At 65.0% G+C, this 16,237-nt stretch carries 15 protein-coding genes and 1 pseudogene; 3 read left to right on the forward strand and 13 right to left on the reverse strand.

Annotated features, from left to right (window positions below; all coding sequences use genetic code 11):
- From ybeY to murJ, 11 genes and pseudogenes are all read right to left on the reverse strand, one after another.
- Window positions 1-497, reverse strand: a pseudogene (ybeY, locus tag ALC15_RS22005) (rRNA maturation RNase YbeY).
- Window positions 498-565: 68 nt separating this feature from the next.
- A complete protein-coding gene (locus ALC15_RS22010) occupies window positions 566-1,561 on the reverse strand; it encodes a PhoH family protein (protein WP_050629061.1) in 996 nt (331 codons plus the stop codon).
- A gap of 65 nt (window positions 1,562-1,626) precedes the next feature.
- Window positions 1,627-3,015: a tRNA (N6-isopentenyl adenosine(37)-C2)-methylthiotransferase MiaB gene (gene miaB / locus ALC15_RS22015; RefSeq protein WP_050629062.1), complete on the reverse strand. Its 1,389-nt coding sequence runs from the start codon at window positions 3,013-3,015 to the stop codon at window positions 1,627-1,629.
- A gap of 58 nt (window positions 3,016-3,073) precedes the next feature.
- Complete coding sequence (locus ALC15_RS22020) at window positions 3,074-3,772, reverse strand: HAD family hydrolase (RefSeq protein ID WP_050629063.1); 699 nt, start codon at window positions 3,770-3,772, stop codon at window positions 3,074-3,076.
- A 24-nt stretch (window positions 3,773-3,796) separates the two neighbouring features.
- Entirely contained in the window at window positions 3,797-4,249 is a 453-nt protein-coding gene (locus ALC15_RS22025; RefSeq protein ID WP_050629064.1) for a Fur family transcriptional regulator, read from the reverse strand.
- A gap of 68 nt (window positions 4,250-4,317) precedes the next feature.
- Window positions 4,318-4,803 carry a ribosomal protein S18-alanine N-acetyltransferase gene (gene rimI / locus ALC15_RS22030; RefSeq protein ID WP_050629065.1) on the reverse strand — a complete coding sequence of 162 codons (486 nt, stop codon included), beginning with the start codon at window positions 4,801-4,803 and terminating at the stop codon, window positions 4,318-4,320.
- The gene (gene tsaB, locus ALC15_RS22035) at window positions 4,800-5,495 is read right to left on the reverse strand and encodes a tRNA (adenosine(37)-N6)-threonylcarbamoyltransferase complex dimerization subunit type 1 TsaB (protein WP_050629066.1); all 696 of its coding nucleotides are present in this window, start codon (window positions 5,493-5,495) and stop codon (window positions 4,800-4,802) included. Before tsaB ends, rimI begins: the two co-directional genes overlap by 4 nt.
- A gap of 157 nt (window positions 5,496-5,652) precedes the next feature.
- Window positions 5,653-6,222: a NifU family protein gene (locus ALC15_RS22040; RefSeq protein WP_050629067.1), complete on the reverse strand. Its 570-nt coding sequence runs from the start codon at window positions 6,220-6,222 to the stop codon at window positions 5,653-5,655.
- 144 nt (window positions 6,223-6,366) lie between these two features.
- Window positions 6,367-6,861 carry a universal stress protein gene (locus tag ALC15_RS22045; protein ID WP_050629068.1) on the reverse strand — a complete coding sequence of 165 codons (495 nt, stop codon included), beginning with the start codon at window positions 6,859-6,861 and terminating at the stop codon, window positions 6,367-6,369.
- 87 nt (window positions 6,862-6,948) lie between these two features.
- Window positions 6,949-8,001, reverse strand: coding sequence for a tryptophan--tRNA ligase (gene trpS, locus ALC15_RS22050; protein WP_050629069.1), 1,053 nt, complete (start codon window positions 7,999-8,001; stop codon window positions 6,949-6,951).
- Between the two features lie 66 nt (window positions 8,002-8,067).
- Complete coding sequence (gene murJ / locus ALC15_RS22055; RefSeq protein WP_050629070.1) at window positions 8,068-9,606, reverse strand: murein biosynthesis integral membrane protein MurJ; 1,539 nt, start codon at window positions 9,604-9,606, stop codon at window positions 8,068-8,070.
- A 93-nt stretch (window positions 9,607-9,699) separates the two neighbouring features.
- Here murJ and ALC15_RS22060 point away from each other — a divergent pair, with 93 nt between their 5' ends.
- Window positions 9,700-10,701, forward strand: a complete 1,002-nt coding sequence (locus tag ALC15_RS22060) for an adenosine kinase (protein ID WP_050629071.1) — start codon at window positions 9,700-9,702, stop codon at window positions 10,699-10,701.
- 141 nt (window positions 10,702-10,842) lie between these two features.
- Here the strand turns inward: ALC15_RS22060 and ALC15_RS22065 are convergent, their stop codons facing one another.
- Window positions 10,843-12,543 carry an AMP-binding protein gene (locus ALC15_RS22065; protein WP_050629072.1) on the reverse strand — a complete coding sequence of 567 codons (1,701 nt, stop codon included), beginning with the start codon at window positions 12,541-12,543 and terminating at the stop codon, window positions 10,843-10,845.
- 145 nt (window positions 12,544-12,688) lie between these two features.
- On the reverse strand, window positions 12,689-13,882 hold the full coding sequence (locus tag ALC15_RS22070) for a serine hydrolase domain-containing protein (protein ID WP_050629073.1): 1,194 nt from the start codon (window positions 13,880-13,882) through the stop codon (window positions 12,689-12,691).
- A gap of 347 nt (window positions 13,883-14,229) precedes the next feature.
- Between ALC15_RS22070 and ALC15_RS22075 the strand changes: the two genes are divergently transcribed.
- Window positions 14,230-14,553 carry a hypothetical protein gene (locus ALC15_RS22075; RefSeq protein WP_050629074.1) on the forward strand — a complete coding sequence of 108 codons (324 nt, stop codon included), beginning with the start codon at window positions 14,230-14,232 and terminating at the stop codon, window positions 14,551-14,553.
- Between the two features lie 184 nt (window positions 14,554-14,737).
- Window positions 14,738-16,231 (forward strand): NAD-dependent succinate-semialdehyde dehydrogenase, encoded by a 1,494-nt coding sequence (locus tag ALC15_RS22080; RefSeq protein ID WP_050629075.1) that lies wholly within the window; start codon window positions 14,738-14,740, stop codon window positions 16,229-16,231.
- Window positions 16,232-16,237: the final 6 nt, after the last annotated feature.

Genomic DNA, 16,237 nt, shown 5'->3' on the forward strand with positions numbered 1-16,237 from the left:
TCAGGCGATCCGATCCGCATAGGGGTCGGGAATGCCGAGGGAGGACAGGATCTCGCGCTCGAGCGACTCCATGTCCTCGGCATCGTCATCGTTCTCGTGGTCGTAACCGATCAGATGCAGGAAGCCATGCACCGCGAGATGGCTCAAATGATGGTCGAACGGTTTCTGTTCGTCATCGGCTTCCCGCCGCGTCGTCTCATAGGCAATCGCGATGTCGCCGAGCATGCGCGGGGCATCGTCGGGTCCGCCGCCGCCTTCCGGCTGCAGCGCCGGAAACGACAGCACGTTGGTCGGCTTGTCGATGCTGCGCCAGTTGGCGTTGAGGGTGCGAATGCCGGCGTCGTCGGTCAGCATCACCGCAAGCTCGGCATCGGCGACATTGGCATCGGCGATTGCGGCCGCAGCTCGATGGCGCGATGTATCACCGCGTCGGCATCTGGCTCCGCCTGCCAGCATTCGGCGGTGACGAGAACCTCGGTTGCAGGAAAAGCGGACACGTTCGTTTCAAAATCTGCGTTATGGCCGGAACCCGCATCGCGCGGGCTCGCGGCCGAAGCTATTGGGCTCAAGATCTGGCGTTTGCCGGCTTTTGCGGCAATCCCTCATAGGCGGCCACGATGCGCGCCACCAATTCATGGCGGATGACGTCCTCGGCCTTGAAGTGCACCTGCGCGATGCCCTCGACACCGTCGAGCAGCTTCACGGCTTCCGCGAGGCCGGAGGTCTGACCGTTCGGCAGGTCGATCTGCGAAGGGTCGCCGGTGACGATCATCCGGCTGTTCTCGCCGAGGCGGGTCAAGAACATCTTCATCTGCATCGACGTGGTGTTCTGCGCCTCGTCGAGGATGATCGCGGCATTGGTCAGGGTGCGGCCGCGCATGAAGGCGAGCGGCGCGATCTCGATCTCGTTGCCCTGCAGCGCGCGCTCGACGACACGGGCATCCATCAGATCGTACAGCGCGTCATAGATCGGGCGCAGATACGGATCGACCTTCTCCTTGAGATCGCCGGGCAGGAAGCCGAGCCGTTCGCCGGCCTCGACCGCGGGCCGCGTCAGGATGATGCGATCGACTTCCTTGCGTTCGAACAGCTGAGCCGCATGGGCGACCGCGAGCCAGGTCTTGCCGGTGCCGGCCGGGCCGATGCCGAACACGAGTTCATGCCGCTTCAGCGCGCGGATGTAAGAGTCTTGCGCCGCGGTGCGGGCGCGCACCGGACGCTTGCGCAGATTGATGGTCTCGAAGGTCGGCTTGGCGGTCTTGTTGTCGAACTCGAACAGCGAGCCCTGCGCGATCACGGCGCGGATCGCGCCTTCGACCTCACCCTGATCGAGGTCATGGCCTGCGACGGCCTGGGCATAGAGCGTCTCCAGGACGCGCCGGGCCGCGTCGCAGCCGTCGCGGGAGCCCGCGATGGTGACGTGGTTGCCGCGGGAATCGACCACGACGCCGAGCCGCCGCTCGACCAGCGCCAGATTCTGTCCGTAGGGGCCGACCAGCGCGGATGCGGCACGGTTGTCGTCGAAATCAATGACGACCTGAGTTTCAGGGGGTATTTGCATGTCGCGGTCAGGTTTGCGGCTGGGAGCAAGCGAAGGCGAATCCGATGCGCTTTTGGGCAAGGATTTCAGGCTCCAATGGTCTGCGAAATGAGGCCGGGTGCGGATTGCGTTGCGAGCTCGCCGATCAGGCTGTAGCGCTCGAGGCTGTCGATCCGCACGGGGCGGACCTGGCCGATGATGTCGCGCGATGCCATCACATGGGCGGGCTGCAGATAGGCGGTACGGCCGACGATCTGGCCCGGATTGCGCGCGGCGCGCTCGAACAGCACATCGACCGTTGTGCCGATCGCAGCACGGTTGAAGGCCGATTGCTGGCTGTCGATCAATTCCTGAAGCCGCCCCAAGCGCTCGTCCATCTCGGCTGCTGACACCGTCTCCCGCATCTCCGCCGCCGGCGTGCCTGGCCGTGGCGAATACTTGAATGAATACGCCGCAGCGTACCCGATTTGCGTGACAAGCGCGAGGGTGGCGGAAAATTCTTCCCTGGTCTCGCCGGGGAAGCCCACGATAAAATCTGATGAAAAAGCAATGTCTTGCCGCGCCGCCCGGAACCGGTCGATGACACGGCGGTAGTCATCGGCGGTATGTTTGCGGTTCATGGCTGCAAGGATACGGTCCGACCCCGACTGCACCGGCAGGTGCACGAACGGCATCAGCGCGGGCAAATCGCGATGCGCCGCGATCAGCGAATCGTCGACGTCGCGCGGATGGCTGGTGGAATAGCGCAGGCGCGTAACGCCCGAAATCTCCGCGAGGCGCTGCAACAATTTGCCGAGCGGCCAGGTGCGGCCGTCGGGGCCTTCGCCGTGATAGGCGTTGACGTTCTGTCCGATCAGCGTGAATTCGCGCACGCCATTGTCGGCGAGCTGCTTCACGTCGTCGATGATCCTGGCGACCGGACGCGAGACTTCCGCGCCGCGCGTATAAGGCACCACGCAGAAGGTGCAGAACTTGTCGCAGCCTTCCTGCACCGTGACGAAGGCGGAGATGCCGCGGGCGCGGATCGCATCCGGCTTCGGCTGCGGCAGGAAGCCGAACTTGTCCTCGACCGGGAATTCGGTCTCGAGCGCGCGGCCGTTTTCCTTGGCGCGCTTCAGCAGTTCAGGCAGGTGATGATAGCTCTGCGGCCCGACCACGATATCGACGGTCGGTGCGCGGTGGATGATCTCGGCGCCTTCGGCCTGCGCGACGCAGCCGGCGACCGCGATCTTCATCTCGCGGCCCGCCCGCGCGGCCTCGTCCTTGGCGACGCGGAGCCGCCCGAGCTCGGAGTAGACCTTCTCCGACGCCTTCTCGCGGATGTGGCAGGTGTTGAGGATCACGAGGTCGGCGTCTTCGGCGCTCGCGGTCTCGACAAAGCCCTCGCCGGCCAGCGTGTCCACCATGCGTTGCGCATCGTAGACGTTCATCTGGCAGCCATAGGACTTGATGTGCAGCTTGCGCGGCGTCGTCATGGAACCCTGAATACGAAAAGGAAACGGCGCCATCGGGGCGCCGGGGCTGAAATATAGCCTAAACCGGGGAAAATCCAGCGATCGAGCCGTGTTTTTGGCCGGCCTGGGCGATCAAATCGGGCAATTGGCGCATATCGGCGAAGGTTATGGCCGCGCCGGCCCGGCGCAGCATGGCCTCGTGTTCCGCCGTGCAATGGCTGCCGCCGTAGAAACCGAGCACGGTCATTCCGGCGGCGCAGGCGCCGGTGACGCCGGCCACGCTGTCCTCGATCACGACGCAGCGTTCCGACCGTGCGCCCATCTGTTCGGCCGCAAACAGAAACAGATCTGGCGCGGGCTTGCCGTGCTGGACCTGGGTGGCGGAGAAAATATGCGGCGCGAGCTGGTCGTAGAGCCCGACGCAGGTCAGGCCGTGATGGATCTTCTCCGGCGTGCCGCTGGAGGCCACGCATTTCGGCAAGGTGAGCGCTGTGATCGCATCGCCGACATGCGCGATGGCGTTGAGATCGTCGGCATAGAAGCTCAGCGTCGCGTGCTTGACCTCGGCCTCGAACGTATCGGGCAACGCGCGGCCGATCTCGCTTTCGACGATCCGCCGGGCCTCGCGATCGGACACGCCGAGGAAACGCTTCAGCACGCCGTCGGGGGTGATCGGAAAGCCGTGCCGCGTCAGCGTGTCCGCATGCGCGCGACAGGAGATCACCTCGCTGTCGACCAGCACGCCGTCGCAATCGAAGATGACGAGATCGAAGCTCATGGTCTTTCGATGCGTGGCGCGCGCCTACGACTTGCTGTCGTCGTCGAGCGGGACGCAATAGAGCTCGAGCCGGTGATCGACCAGCTTGTAGCCGAGCTTGCGCGCGATCTCGGCCTGCAGCTTCTCGATTTCCTCGGAAGTGAATTCGATCACCTTGCCGTCGCGCAGATTGATCAGATGGTCGTGATGGCTCTCGGGCATCTGCTCGTAGCGCGCACGGCCCTCACGGAAGTCGTGACGCTCGATGATGCCGGCATCCTCGAACAGCTTGACGGTGCGATAGACCGTCGAGATCGAGATCTTGTCGTCGACCGCCACACAGCGGCGGTACAGTTCCTCGACGTCGGGATGATCCATCGCCTCCGCCAGCACCCGCGCGATCACGCGGCGCTGTTCGGTCATGCGCATGCCGGTCGCGGCGCAGCGCGCCTCGATGCCGGTATTTTTCTGCGCAGGCGGGATTTTCACCGTGGTCATGGGTTTCAGGCCGTATTCTTCAAACCTTGGGTAACAGAGCAGGGCGCTGTTCTGCCATCGCGCCGATGTTACGACAAGTCGCGCCGCATCAGAAGCGCGTTCAAATGTTCCCCACCGGGCTGCTTGTAATAGCGTTCGCGGCGGCCGATCACGGCGAATCCGGCCCTTTCATACAGCCGTCGCGCCGGCGCATTGTTCTCTTCCACTTCGAGGAAGATGGTGCGGATGCCACGGCCGGCAAGGTGGCCGAGATGGGTCAGCAGCAGGTCGCGCGACAGGCCGCGGCCGCGTTGATTGGAATCGATTGCGATCGACAGGATTTCCGCCTCGTCCGCCGCCATTCGCGAGACCGCAAAGCCGATCACCTTGCTTCCCTGGCGCAGCCGGTGCACCAGCGTGTTGCGCTCGGTCAGCATCGTCTCGAATTCGCCCTCGCCCCAGCCACGATGAAACGAGGCGCCGTGCAACTGGGCGAGCCGCGCCGCGTCCCGCAGCGATGCGGGCTCGACCGCGGGCGGACCGCCACCCCACCAGCGCGACAGCCAACCGGTCATGTCGATGGCGGCGCGCTGATGACGAGGCGATCCTTCGGCGGCTTCGCGTCGGGTGCGCGCAGATAGAACGGACGCGGCGGCGCAGTGTCGGGATCCACGGCGGCGCCGACCCAGGCGACCCAGGTGATATCGGGTGCCGGCTGCCTGTCGACCTTGACCGGCGGCGGTGCATCCGCAGGCCAGCGCTCGGCGAGAATGTTGGCGGCGTTGCCGACCAGATGCAGCGCACCGAATTGAGAGGCATCGAGCGCCTCCGCGATCGGCGCCACCTTCGGCTTAAGCATCAAGCTGCCGTCGCCGCCGACGAGCTGGAAATAGACGTGATCGTGCCGCGCATCGATCGCCGACAGGATCGGGCTCTCGCCATTCTCGGCAACCACGGGCGCGGCGTAGGCAGCGAGCGTCGACAGTCCGACGATCGGCTTCGAGGCGGCGAGTGCGATGCCGCGCGCCGCCGAGAGGCCGACGCGCAGGCCGGTGAAGCTGCCGGGGCCGGTGGTGACTGCGATGCGGTCGAGGCCGGCAAAGCCGATGCCGCTCTCCTTCATCACCCGCGCGATCAGCGGCATCAGCGCCTCGGCATGGCCGCGCTGCATCGCTTGCGATTCGATCGCGATGGTGTTGCCGGAGGTGGTGTCGAGCACCGCCGCGGAGCAGGCGTCGAGTGCGGTATCAATGGCGAGAATCATCATGGGGCAAACGTCAGGGCGAACGGAAGGTCAGCACCATTTCCGATTCGCCGGCTCACCGTTCGTCCCCCCTCTTGGGCGGGCAAAGCGCAATGCTGTGCCCACCATCAACTGTGTCGTATCGAAGGTGGGCTGCGCTTGGCGACCCACCCTGCGCAAATTACATCGGCCGGACTTCCTGCACGTCGGGCACGAAGTGCCGGAGCAGGTTCTGGATGCCGTGCTGCAAGGTGGCGGTCGATGACGGGCAGCCGGCGCAGGAGCCCTTCATGTTGAGATAGACGATGCCGTCCTTGAAACCGCGGAAGGTGATGTCGCCGCCGTCATTGGCAACGGCCGGACGGACCCGGGTCTCGATCAGGTCCTTGATCTGCTCGACCGTCTCGGCGTCGGCCTCGTCGAAGAACTCGTCTTCCTCGTCACGCGCATCGTCGCTACCCGCGGTGCCGTCGGCGAGCAGCGGTGCGCCGGACATGTAATGCTCCATGATGGCGCCGAGGATCGCGGGCTTGAGGTGCTGCCAGTCGCCGTCCGCTTTGGTCACGGTGATGAAGTCGGCGCCGTAGAACACGCCGGTGACACCGGCTACGGCGAACAGCCGTTCGGCGAGCGGCGAGCGTGCGGCGGATTCGGCCGACGAGAATTCCATGGTCCCGCTGTCGAGCACCAGGCGGCCCGGGATGAATTTCAGGGTGGCGGGATTGGGTGTGGCTTCGGTCTGAATGAACATTTGCTCTCTCCGGCGTCGCCGGTTCAAGGCCGGCGCGTTGGGTTCCCCTACCAAATGGCAACTAAAAAGCCGCCGATCAAGCCGCAAAACCGCGGTTCCGGGCCGCGATCCATGCCTTGGGAGGGGTTTCGAGGTCGATAACCCCTACGACAGGGCATCGATCTCGGCGTCGGTCAGGCCGCCGGGCACGATGGTCACCGGGATCGGGAACGTGCCCATGGTCTTGGCCATGGTGGTGATGATCGGCCCGGGGCCCTCCGCGCCGGGATTGGCGGCCAGCACCAGCATGGCGATATCGACGTCCTTGTCGATCACGTCGAGGATCTGCTCGGTCGGGTCGCCCTCGCGAATCGCCCGCTCCGGGGTGATCGCGGCGATCCCGTTGGCGCGGCCGGCGGCGCGGTCGAGCGCCTCATTGGCGGCCTCCTCGGCCTCCGCGCGCATGATGTCGGCGACCCCGAGCCATTGCTGGTTCTGATCCTCGGTCTCGATCACCCGCAGCATCACGACGCCGCCGCCGACCCGGATCGCCCAGCGGCTGGCGTAATACACCGCGCGGTCCCATTCCGCAGTGTCGTCAACGATGACGAGGCATTTCGGCTTGTGACCTGTCTCGTAGCTTCGTCGCTGGGTGGTCATGCATGTCCCGGTGCTGAACCAAACCAACCCATGCTGCCACACTCCCTCTCTGTTGGGGAGAGGGAGCGCGCAGGTCTGCCGGTGATGTCAGCGCTGGCGAATGAAGCCGACGATATCCTTGGTGAGGCGCATGGTCTCGTCGGCGATGCCGCGGGCGCGGTTGGCGCCGTCGACCAGGATCGAGTCGACATGGCCGGGATCGGCGACCAGCTTCTTCATCTCGGAGGCGATCGGCGCCAATTTTGCAACGCAAACCTCGACCAGCGCGTTCTTGAAGCTGGAGAACTGCCCGCCGCCGAACTGCGTCAGCACCTCCTGCTTGGAGATGCCGGCGAGCGCCGCGTAGATGCCGACCAGATTGTCGGCCTCCGGGCGCGTCTCGAGGCCCTTTTCCTCCGACGGCAGCGGCTCCGGATCGGTCTTCGCCTTGCGGATCTTCTGCGCGATGGTGTCGGCGTCGTCGGTGAGGTTGATGCGCGAATTGTCCGACGCATCCGACTTCGACATCTTCTTAGTGCCGTCGCGCAGGCTCATCACCCGCGTCGCGGGCCCCGTGATCAGCGGCTCGGGCTGCGGAAAGAACAGGCCGTCGGCGAAGCCATGGCCACGGATCGAATCGCCGAAGTCGTTGTTGAACTTCTGCGCGATGTCGCGGGACAGCTCGAGATGCTGCTTCTGGTCCTCGCCGACCGGCACATGGGTGGCGCGATACAGCAAGATGTCGGCCGCCATCAGCACCGGATAGTCGTAGAGCCCGACGGAAGCGTTCTCGCGGTCCTTGCCGGCCTTCTCCTTGAACTGGGTCATGCGGTTCAGCCAGCCGATCCGCGCGACGCAGTTGAAGATCCAGGTCAGTTCGGCATGGCCGGCGATCTGGCTCTGGTTGAACACGATGTGCTTCTTGGCATCGATGCCCGAGGCGATGAAGGCCGCGGTCACCTCGCGGGTGTTGCGCGCGAGCTCGGCCGGGCCGCCCCAGACCTCGACGCCCTGCGTGATCGCGTGCATGTCGACGACGCAATAGATGCAGTTATGGGTCTGCTGCATCTTCACGAAGTTGACGATGGCGCCGAGATAGTTGCCGAGGTGCAGATTGCCCGTCGGCTGGACGCCTGAGAAAACCCGTTCAACGAACGCCATGGTCTCGATTCCCGGAAATGATCGCTTTTGCGGCGTCGTTTGCCACTTAAGCCCCGCGCGCGCAAGTCAGGCGGGGCGTCTTTGCCTGATGGCGTTAACCGCCGCGCGCCAGCCGGTGACGCCCAAAGCTTGCAAAAACAGCCCGTAAGCGGCGATGCCGGCCGCGATCAGCACGAGGAGGGCAGCCGCCCGCGCCAAACCGTGTGCGCCTTCGGCCGGCAGCGCGCCTTCCGCGAGCCACAGCAAAGCGCCCATCGCGGCTGCCGCCGCCAGGATACGCGGCAGCCGGCGGCGGGCATCGGCATCGATCGAGAAGCCGAAAGTGGCGGCGCCCCTGCGGATCAGTGCCAGCGCATTGCTCCAGGCGCCGAGTGCGATCCCTGCGGCAATGCCGCTGGCGCCGAAGAGATGGCCGAGCAGGAAGGCCGCGGCGATCGCCACCACGACCGCCTTCAGCGTCGCAAACAATGGCGTCAGCGTGTCCTCGCGGGCAAAGAATGCCGGCGACAGCGCCTTCACCAGCACATGCGCCGGCAGCGCGAGCGTCAGCCAGATCAGGGCCTGTGCGGTTGCCGCGCTATCCTCCGCGGTGAACGCGCCGTGCTCGAACAGCATCCGCACGATCGGTCCGCTCAGCACCATCAGACCGAGCGTCGCCGGCAGCGCCAGCCCGGCCGCAAGCTCGAGGGCGCGCGATTCCGCATGCGCGATCGCCGCATGCTCGCCGCTGCGCACGGCGCGCGTCATCTCCGGGATCAGCACGGTACCCATCGCGACGCCGACAATGCCGAGCGGCAGCTCGAGCAGGCGGTTGGCGAAATAGAGCCAGGACACCGCCGATGGCGAGGTGGACGCGATCACCGCGCCAGCAACCATGAGCCATTGCGGCGCGCTGCTCGCGACCATGCCGGGGACCGCGCGGCCGAGAAAGCCGCGCATCTCGGGATCGAAGGAGACGCGCAGCGGCGCCGCGAGCTTTGCGCCGCGCAGCGCCAGCATCGACAGTTGCAGGAAGCCGGCGACGCCGATGGTGGCCGCCATGACAAGCGCGGCCTGCACCGGATCCTGCTGCCGCATCAGCAGCACCGCCATGACTGCGATCAGCGTGATGTTGAACAGCAGCGGCGAGAACGCCGTCAGCGCAAAGCGCCCCTGCGCGTTGAGCAGCGCCATCATCACGGTGACCGGGCCGGCGAAGGCGAGATAGGGCAGCATCAGCCTTGCATCGTCGACGGCGAATTGCAGCGTGTCGCGGCCGACAAAGCCGGGCGCGATCGCCGCGATCACCAGCGGCATCAAAACGCCGATCACGAGCGCGGCCGCGATCACGGCGGCGCTGACGGTGCCGAGCACGCGACCGGCAAACGCGGTTGCCGCGTCCATGCCGTCCGCATCGCGCGCCTTCAGCCATGCCGGCACCAAGGCAGCGTTCAGCCCACCCTCGGCCAGCAGCCGCCGCACCACGTTCACAAGCTGGAACGCCGCCAGAAACGCATCCGCCACCGGCCCCGCGCCAAGCAGCGCCGCGATCACGGAATCGCGCACGAAGCCGAGCAGTCGCGAGGCCAGCGTTCCCGAGGAGACGGTGAGGAAGGAGCGGAACATCGGGCCTGTATAGCAGCCGCTTCCCTTGCTGGCGCTAGGTGTAACGTGATAGGTCGCGGCTCTTGTTGGGTGGCGTTAACACAGGGCAGGTCTATGGCTGACGCAAAATATGACGTTCTCGGGATCGGCAACGCGATCTTCGACGTGCTGGTGCAAACAGATGAGGCATTCCTTGCCCGTCACGGCATGACCAAGGGCTCGATGCAGCTGATCGACGAGGCGCGCGCCACCGCGATCTACAGCGACATGGGCGTGGCGACCGAGATGTCGGGTGGCTCGGCTGCCAACACGATCGTCGGCGTCGGCAATCTCGGGGCCCGCGCCGCCTATGTCGGCAAGGTCAAGGACGACCAGATCGGCAAGCTTTACGTCCACGACATCCGCGCCGCCGGCGTCACCTTCGACACCGCGCCGGCCAAGTCCGGCCCGGCCACCGGCTGCTGCTACGTGCTGGTGACGCCGGACGGCGAGCGCACCATGAACACCTATCTCGGCGCCGCGCAGGACCTGACACCCGACGACATCGTTCCGGCGCAGATCGAAGCCGCCGGCATCATCTATCTCGAAGGCTATCTCTGGGATCCGAAGAACGCCAAGGACGCTTTCGTGAAGGCGGCGACGATTGCGCATGGCGCCGGCCGCCAGGTCGCACTGACGCTGTCGGATTCGTTCTGCGTCGATCGCTACCGCGACGAATTCCTCGATCTGATGCGCAAGGGCATCGTGGACCTGGTGTTTTCAAACGAGTCCGAGTTGCACTCGCTGTACCAGACCTCGGATTTCGACACCGCGCTGAAGCAGTTCGGCAAGGACACGAAGCTCGGCGTCGTCACCCGCAGCGAGAAGGGCTGCGTCGTGATCTCCGGGAATGAGGTTACTTCGGCGCCGGCCTCTCCGATCGACAAGCTCGTCGACACAACAGGCGCCGGCGACCTGTTCGCGGCCGGCTTCTTGGTCGGTCTCGTGCGCAATGTCGGTTACGAAAATGCCGGCCGTCTCGGCGCGCTCGCCGCCGCCGAGGTGATCCAGCACATCGGCGCCCGGCCGCTGGTGTCGCTGAAGGATCTGGCGAAGGCGAAGGGGCTGCTGGTTTAAGGCGCGGCTCACTTTCTTCACCTCTCCCGCCTGCGGGGGAGATCGGCGCTTAGCGCCGGGTGGGGCTCTCTCCACAGAATGACTCGTGGAGAGAGCCCCCACCCCGACCCTCCCCAGCAAGCGGGAGAGGGAGACGAAGCATCACGCTGTCTTCGCCGCCTTCAATCCCAGCCGCTTCTCCACCGCGTCGCGCATCACGAATTTCTGGATCTTGCCGGTCACCGTCATCGGGAATTCCTCGACGAATTCGACATAGCGCGGGATCTTGTTGTGGGCGATCTGGCCCTGGCAGAAGGCGCGGACCTCGTCTGCCGTGAGCGTTTCGCCTGACCGCACGCGAACCCAGGCGCACAGCTCCTCGCCGTAGCGCTGGTCGGCGACGCCGAAGATCTGCACGTCCTGGATCTTCGGATGGCGGTAGAGGAATTCCTCGATCTCTCGGGGATAAAGGTTCTCGCCGCCGCGGATCACCAGGTCCTTGATGCGGCCGACGATGTTGCAATAGCCCTCGTCGTCGATCACGGCGAGATCGCCGGTGTGCATCCAGCCATTGGCGTCGAGCACCTCGCCGGTCTTTTCCTTCTCGTCCCAATAGCCGAGCATGACGCTGTAGCCGCGGGTGCAGAGCTCGCCGCGTTCGCCGCGCGGCACCACCTTGCCGTCGAGATCGACCACCTTGACCTCGACATGCGGATGGATGCGACCGACGGTGGAGACGCGGCGCTCCAAGGGATCGTCGGTTGCGCTCTGGAAGCTCACCGGACTGGTCTCGGTCATGCCGTAGGCGATCGTCACCTCGCGCATGTTCATCTCGGTGTTGACGCGTTTCATCACCTCGATCGGGCAGGGCGCGCCGGCCATGATGCCGGTACGCAGCGAGGAGAGATCGAAGCGAGAGAACTCCGGATGATCGAGCTCGGCGATGAACATGGTCGGCACGCCGTACAGCGTCGTGCATTTCTCCTGCGCAATCGTCGTCAACGTCGCCAAGGGATCAAAACCTTCGCCGGGATACACCATGGTGGTGCCGAGCGTGACCGAGGCAAGGTTGCCCATCACCATGCCGAAGCAATGATAGAGCGGCACCGGAATGCAGATGCGGTCCTGTTCGGTCAGCCGCATGGCGCGGCCGGTGAAGTAGCCGTTGTTGAGGATGTTGTGATGGGTCAGCGTCACGCCCTTCGGCGATCCGGTGGTGCCGCTGGTGAACTGGATGTTGACGGGGTCGTCGAATTGCAAGCTCGCGCCGAGCGCCGCAAGCTGCTCGCGATGACGCTCCCCGCCCATCTGCGCGACCGCATCGAACGGAATCGTGCCCGGCGCCGCCGGTCCACCGATCTGGATCACGGCGCGCAATTGCGGCAGCCGCGCCGATCGCAATTGGCCGGGTGTGGCGCTCGCAAGCTCGGGCAGCAGCGTGTTCAGCATCTCCATATAGGCCGAGGTCTTGAACGCGGTCGCCGTCACGATCGCGGCGCAGCCGACCTTGCCGAGCGCGAATTCGAGCTCGCTCAGGCGATAGGCCGGATTGATGGTGACGAGGATCAGCCCGGCCTTCGCGGCGGCGAATTGCGTCAGCGTCCATTCCGGCCGGTTCAGCGACCAGATGCCGATCCGCTCGCCGCGTTGCAGGCCGAGCGCAAGGAACCCCGCCGCCAGCGCCTCGACCCGCTCGGCGAATTCGTTCCAGGTCCAGCGCACATTGTGGCTGGGCGAGACCAGCGCCTCGCGCTCACCCCAGCGCGCGCGGGCGCGATCGAGGCTGCGGCCGATGGTTTCACCGAGCAGCGGCGTATCGGAAATGCCGCAGACATAGCTGTCCGCCTTGGGGGTGGGTGCCAAGTTCGTTCTCCTCGTGGTCGTGTTCGTGTCGCGCTTTTTTGCGCGATCTTAGTCGTTTGGCGCCGACGGGACAGGCCCGACCTATGGCGGGTATGAAAAATCCCTCCCCGCGAGGAGAGGGATTTCGCGTTGCTTGGCTGGAACCTTACGCCGCCCTTTGCCCGCTGCCGGCATCGAGACCGGCATAGATGCCTTTCTCGAAGCCTGCGAAGGCCTCGAGACTATGCTTGTCGGCGAATGGCAGCAGCTGGGTCAGGATCACGCCGCAGACGTCGCGCGACGGATCGATCCAGTAATAGGTGTTGGCGAGGCCCGCCCAGGCGAGGCTGCCGGGGCTGCGGCCTTCCGGCGTCTTGGCGGTGTTGATGAGGAAGCTCAGTCCCCACTTCTTCACCTGGTCCGGATAGAGGTCGACATCGTTCGTGTACGGTGGCGCCGCGGTCGTCATCTTGCTGACGCTGAGATCGCCCATCTGGTTCTGCCCCATCGCCGCGACGGTCTCGGGTTTCAGCAGCTGGTTGCCGTTGCCTTTGCCCTTGTTGAGGATCATCTGGCAGAACTTGATGTAGTCGGCCGCGGTCGAATACAGCCCGCCGCCACCCATGTGGAATTCAGGGTTCTGCTCGAGCTCGAACGGCATCGCGGCGAGCGTGCCGTCCTCACCGCGGGCATGCATGCCGACCAGCCGCTTGCGCATGTTGTCCGTGATCTTGAAGCCGGTGTCGCTCATGCCGAGCGGCGCAAACATGTTGTCACGCAGATAGGCATCGAGCTTCTTGCCGGATGCGGCTTCCACTGCCTTGCCGACGAAGTCGATATTGATGCCGTATTCCCAGCGTGTGCCCGGATCGCTCGCGAGCGGCGTCTTCAGCGCGGCGTTCAGGCAGGAGATGATCCCGGGCGTGCCGGTCTTCTCCATGTATTTCCCCATGTCGGCGTTCCACAGGTCGTAGCAGAAGCCTGCGGTGTGGGTCATGAGCTTGCGCAGCGTGATCGGCGCCTTCGCCGGCCGCAGCTTCGGCTCGCCCTTGGCGTCGAAGCCGTCGAGCACCTGCGGCGCGGCGAGATCGGGCAACAGCTTGCCGATCGGCTCGTCGAGCGACAGCTTGCCCTGCTCGACCAACTGCATCGCGCCCGCTGATGTCACGGCCTTGGTCATCGAGGCGATCCAGAACACGCTGTCGGCCGTCATCGGATCGCTCTTGGAGAGGTCGCGCTTGCCGAACGCGCCTTCGTAGATCACGTCCTTGCCGGTGGCCGCGACGGCGACCACGCCGGGAATCTCCTTTGCCTCGCTCTTCTGCCGCAATACCTGATCGATCTGAGCCTTGCTCTGCATTGGGGGCGTCCTCCGGTGGGGTTTATTGTTTTGAAGTGCGGGGATCATCCTCCCGCTTTTCTGCTCCCGCAAGGCGGCCGCGAAACGATGATGTCGCGATGTCGTGAAGGACGAGGACGCAGGAAAGGCGCCGTTCAACGAATGTTCACTACCAGCGGATTTTGCGGTGGACTCCGGACATGTCCGAGGTGGACGCTCGTGGAGGGCCACGGTAACGTGATCGGCAGATTGATTTTCGTACCTGTTTTTTTGCATTAACGCATTCAGATCGCTGCACAAAAGGTGTGGCGAATTGGGATGGATTTGACGAAAAGATTCGTCATTTCGCGCCTTGCGGGGACGCAGCAATGATTTCGACATGGAGTGAATGGAAGCGCTATCCGCGGCCGGGCCGCGGCGAGAATATCGAGGCGCCGATCAGCCCAGGCCTTTATGAAGTCCGCTACGCGGGTACCGGCGCGCTGCACTCATTCGAGGCAGTCGACAATGTCGCCCATGCGCTGGCCATGCTGCAGACCGGCACCAAATCCTGGTTCGGCCGCCGCGATGCGCGGGCGCAGGCCGACCTCGAATACCGTACCTGCGCGACCTCGACCAAGGCGGATGCCAAGGCTGCGGCCGAGCGCATGATCGGCCGTCGTGAAACCTACATGTCCGGCGGCGCGATCTGACGAGATTCCCCGGTGCGCAAATTGCGCAGCTGCGGTTGGATGCTCTGCATTGCCGGGTAACATCAGCTCGCAACGGCGTCGCGTTTGCGTCCAAGCAGGGTCGCGCCGGCGGCCAGTGCATCACAGTGGCTTTCCGCCTATATAGGCGGCGAAGACCCTCCAAAGACATTCCAGGAGTAACGCCATGACCCCGCCCGTTGCCGCACGCGCCACACAATCCGCAACGTCCCTCCACGACCGTCTGAAGGACCCGTCGCTGTTGCGCGATCGCTGCTATATCGACGGCGCCTGGGTCGGCACTCCCGAGTTCGCCGTCAACAATCCGGCGACCGGCGTCGAACTGATCAAGATCGCGCAGCTGGGCGCCGATGATGCAACCAGGGCCGTCGAGGCCGCGCAGCGCGCGTTTCCGGCGTGGGCCAAGCTGACCGCCAAGCAGCGTTCCAACATCCTGCGCAAATGGTTCGATCTGATCATCGCCAACCGCGAAGACCTCGCGCTGATCCTGACCTCCGAGCAAGGCAAGCCGCTGGCGGAGGCGCTCGGCGAGGTCGACATCGGCGCCGCCTATGTCGAATTCTTCGCCGAGGAGGCGCGCCGCGTCTATGGCGAGACCATTCCGACCCAGCGTGCCGACGCGCGCCTGCTCGCGATCCGGCAGCCGATCGGTGTCTGCGGCGCCATCACGCCGTGGAACTTTCCGAATTCGATGATCACGCGCAAGGTGTCGCCGGCGCTTGCGGCCGGCTGCACGGTGGTGCTGAAGCCCGCCAACGAGACGCCGCTGTCGGCGCTCGCGCTCGCCGTGCTTGCCGAGAAGGCCGGCGTGCCGAAGGGCGTGCTCAACATCATCACCGGCGATGCGCCGCCGATCGGCCAGGTGCTGTGTGAGCATCCGGCGGTGCGCTTCGTCGGTTTCACCGGTTCGACCAATGTCGGCAAGATCCTGTATCGTCAGGCGTCGGTCGGCGTGAAGAAGCTCGGCCTCGAGCTCGGCGGCAACGCGCCCTTCGTGGTGTTCGACGATGCCGATATCGATGCGGCCGTCGAAGGCGCCATCGTCTCGAAGTATCGCAACATGGGTCAGACCTGCGTCTGCGCGAACCGCCTCTACGCCCAGGACAAGATCTACGACCAGTTCGTCTCGAAGCTGTCGAAGAAGGTCGCCGAGATGAAGATCGGCGACGGCACCGAACAGGGCGTGACGCAGGGCCCGCTCATCAACATGAAGGCAATCGAGAAGGTCGAGCGTCACATTGCGGACGCCGTGAAGGGCGGCGCCAAGATCGTGACCGGTGGCAAGCGCTCGTCGCTCGGCCGCAGCTTCTTCGAGCCGACGGTACTGTCGGACGTGCGGCCGGATGCGCTGGTGGCGCAGGAGGAAACGTTCGGGCCGCTCGCGCCTGTCATCCGCTTCAAGGACGAGGCCGACGTGATCGCGATGTGCAACGCCTCGCCGTTCGGCCTTGCCTCCTACTTCTATTCGCGCGACATCGGCCGGGTCTGGCGCGTCGCCGAAGCGCTGGAGTCGGGCATGGTCGGCGTCAATTCGGGCCTGATCACGACGGAGGTCGCGCCGTTCGGCGGCGTCAAGGAAAGTGGCCTCGGCCGCGAAGGCTCACGCCACGGCATGGATGAGTATGTCGAGATCAAATACGTGATGATGGCCGGCGTCTGATCGCCG

Source organism: Bradyrhizobium viridifuturi, assembly GCF_001238275.1.
GTDB classification, from domain to species: domain Bacteria; phylum Pseudomonadota; class Alphaproteobacteria; order Rhizobiales; family Xanthobacteraceae; genus Bradyrhizobium; species Bradyrhizobium viridifuturi.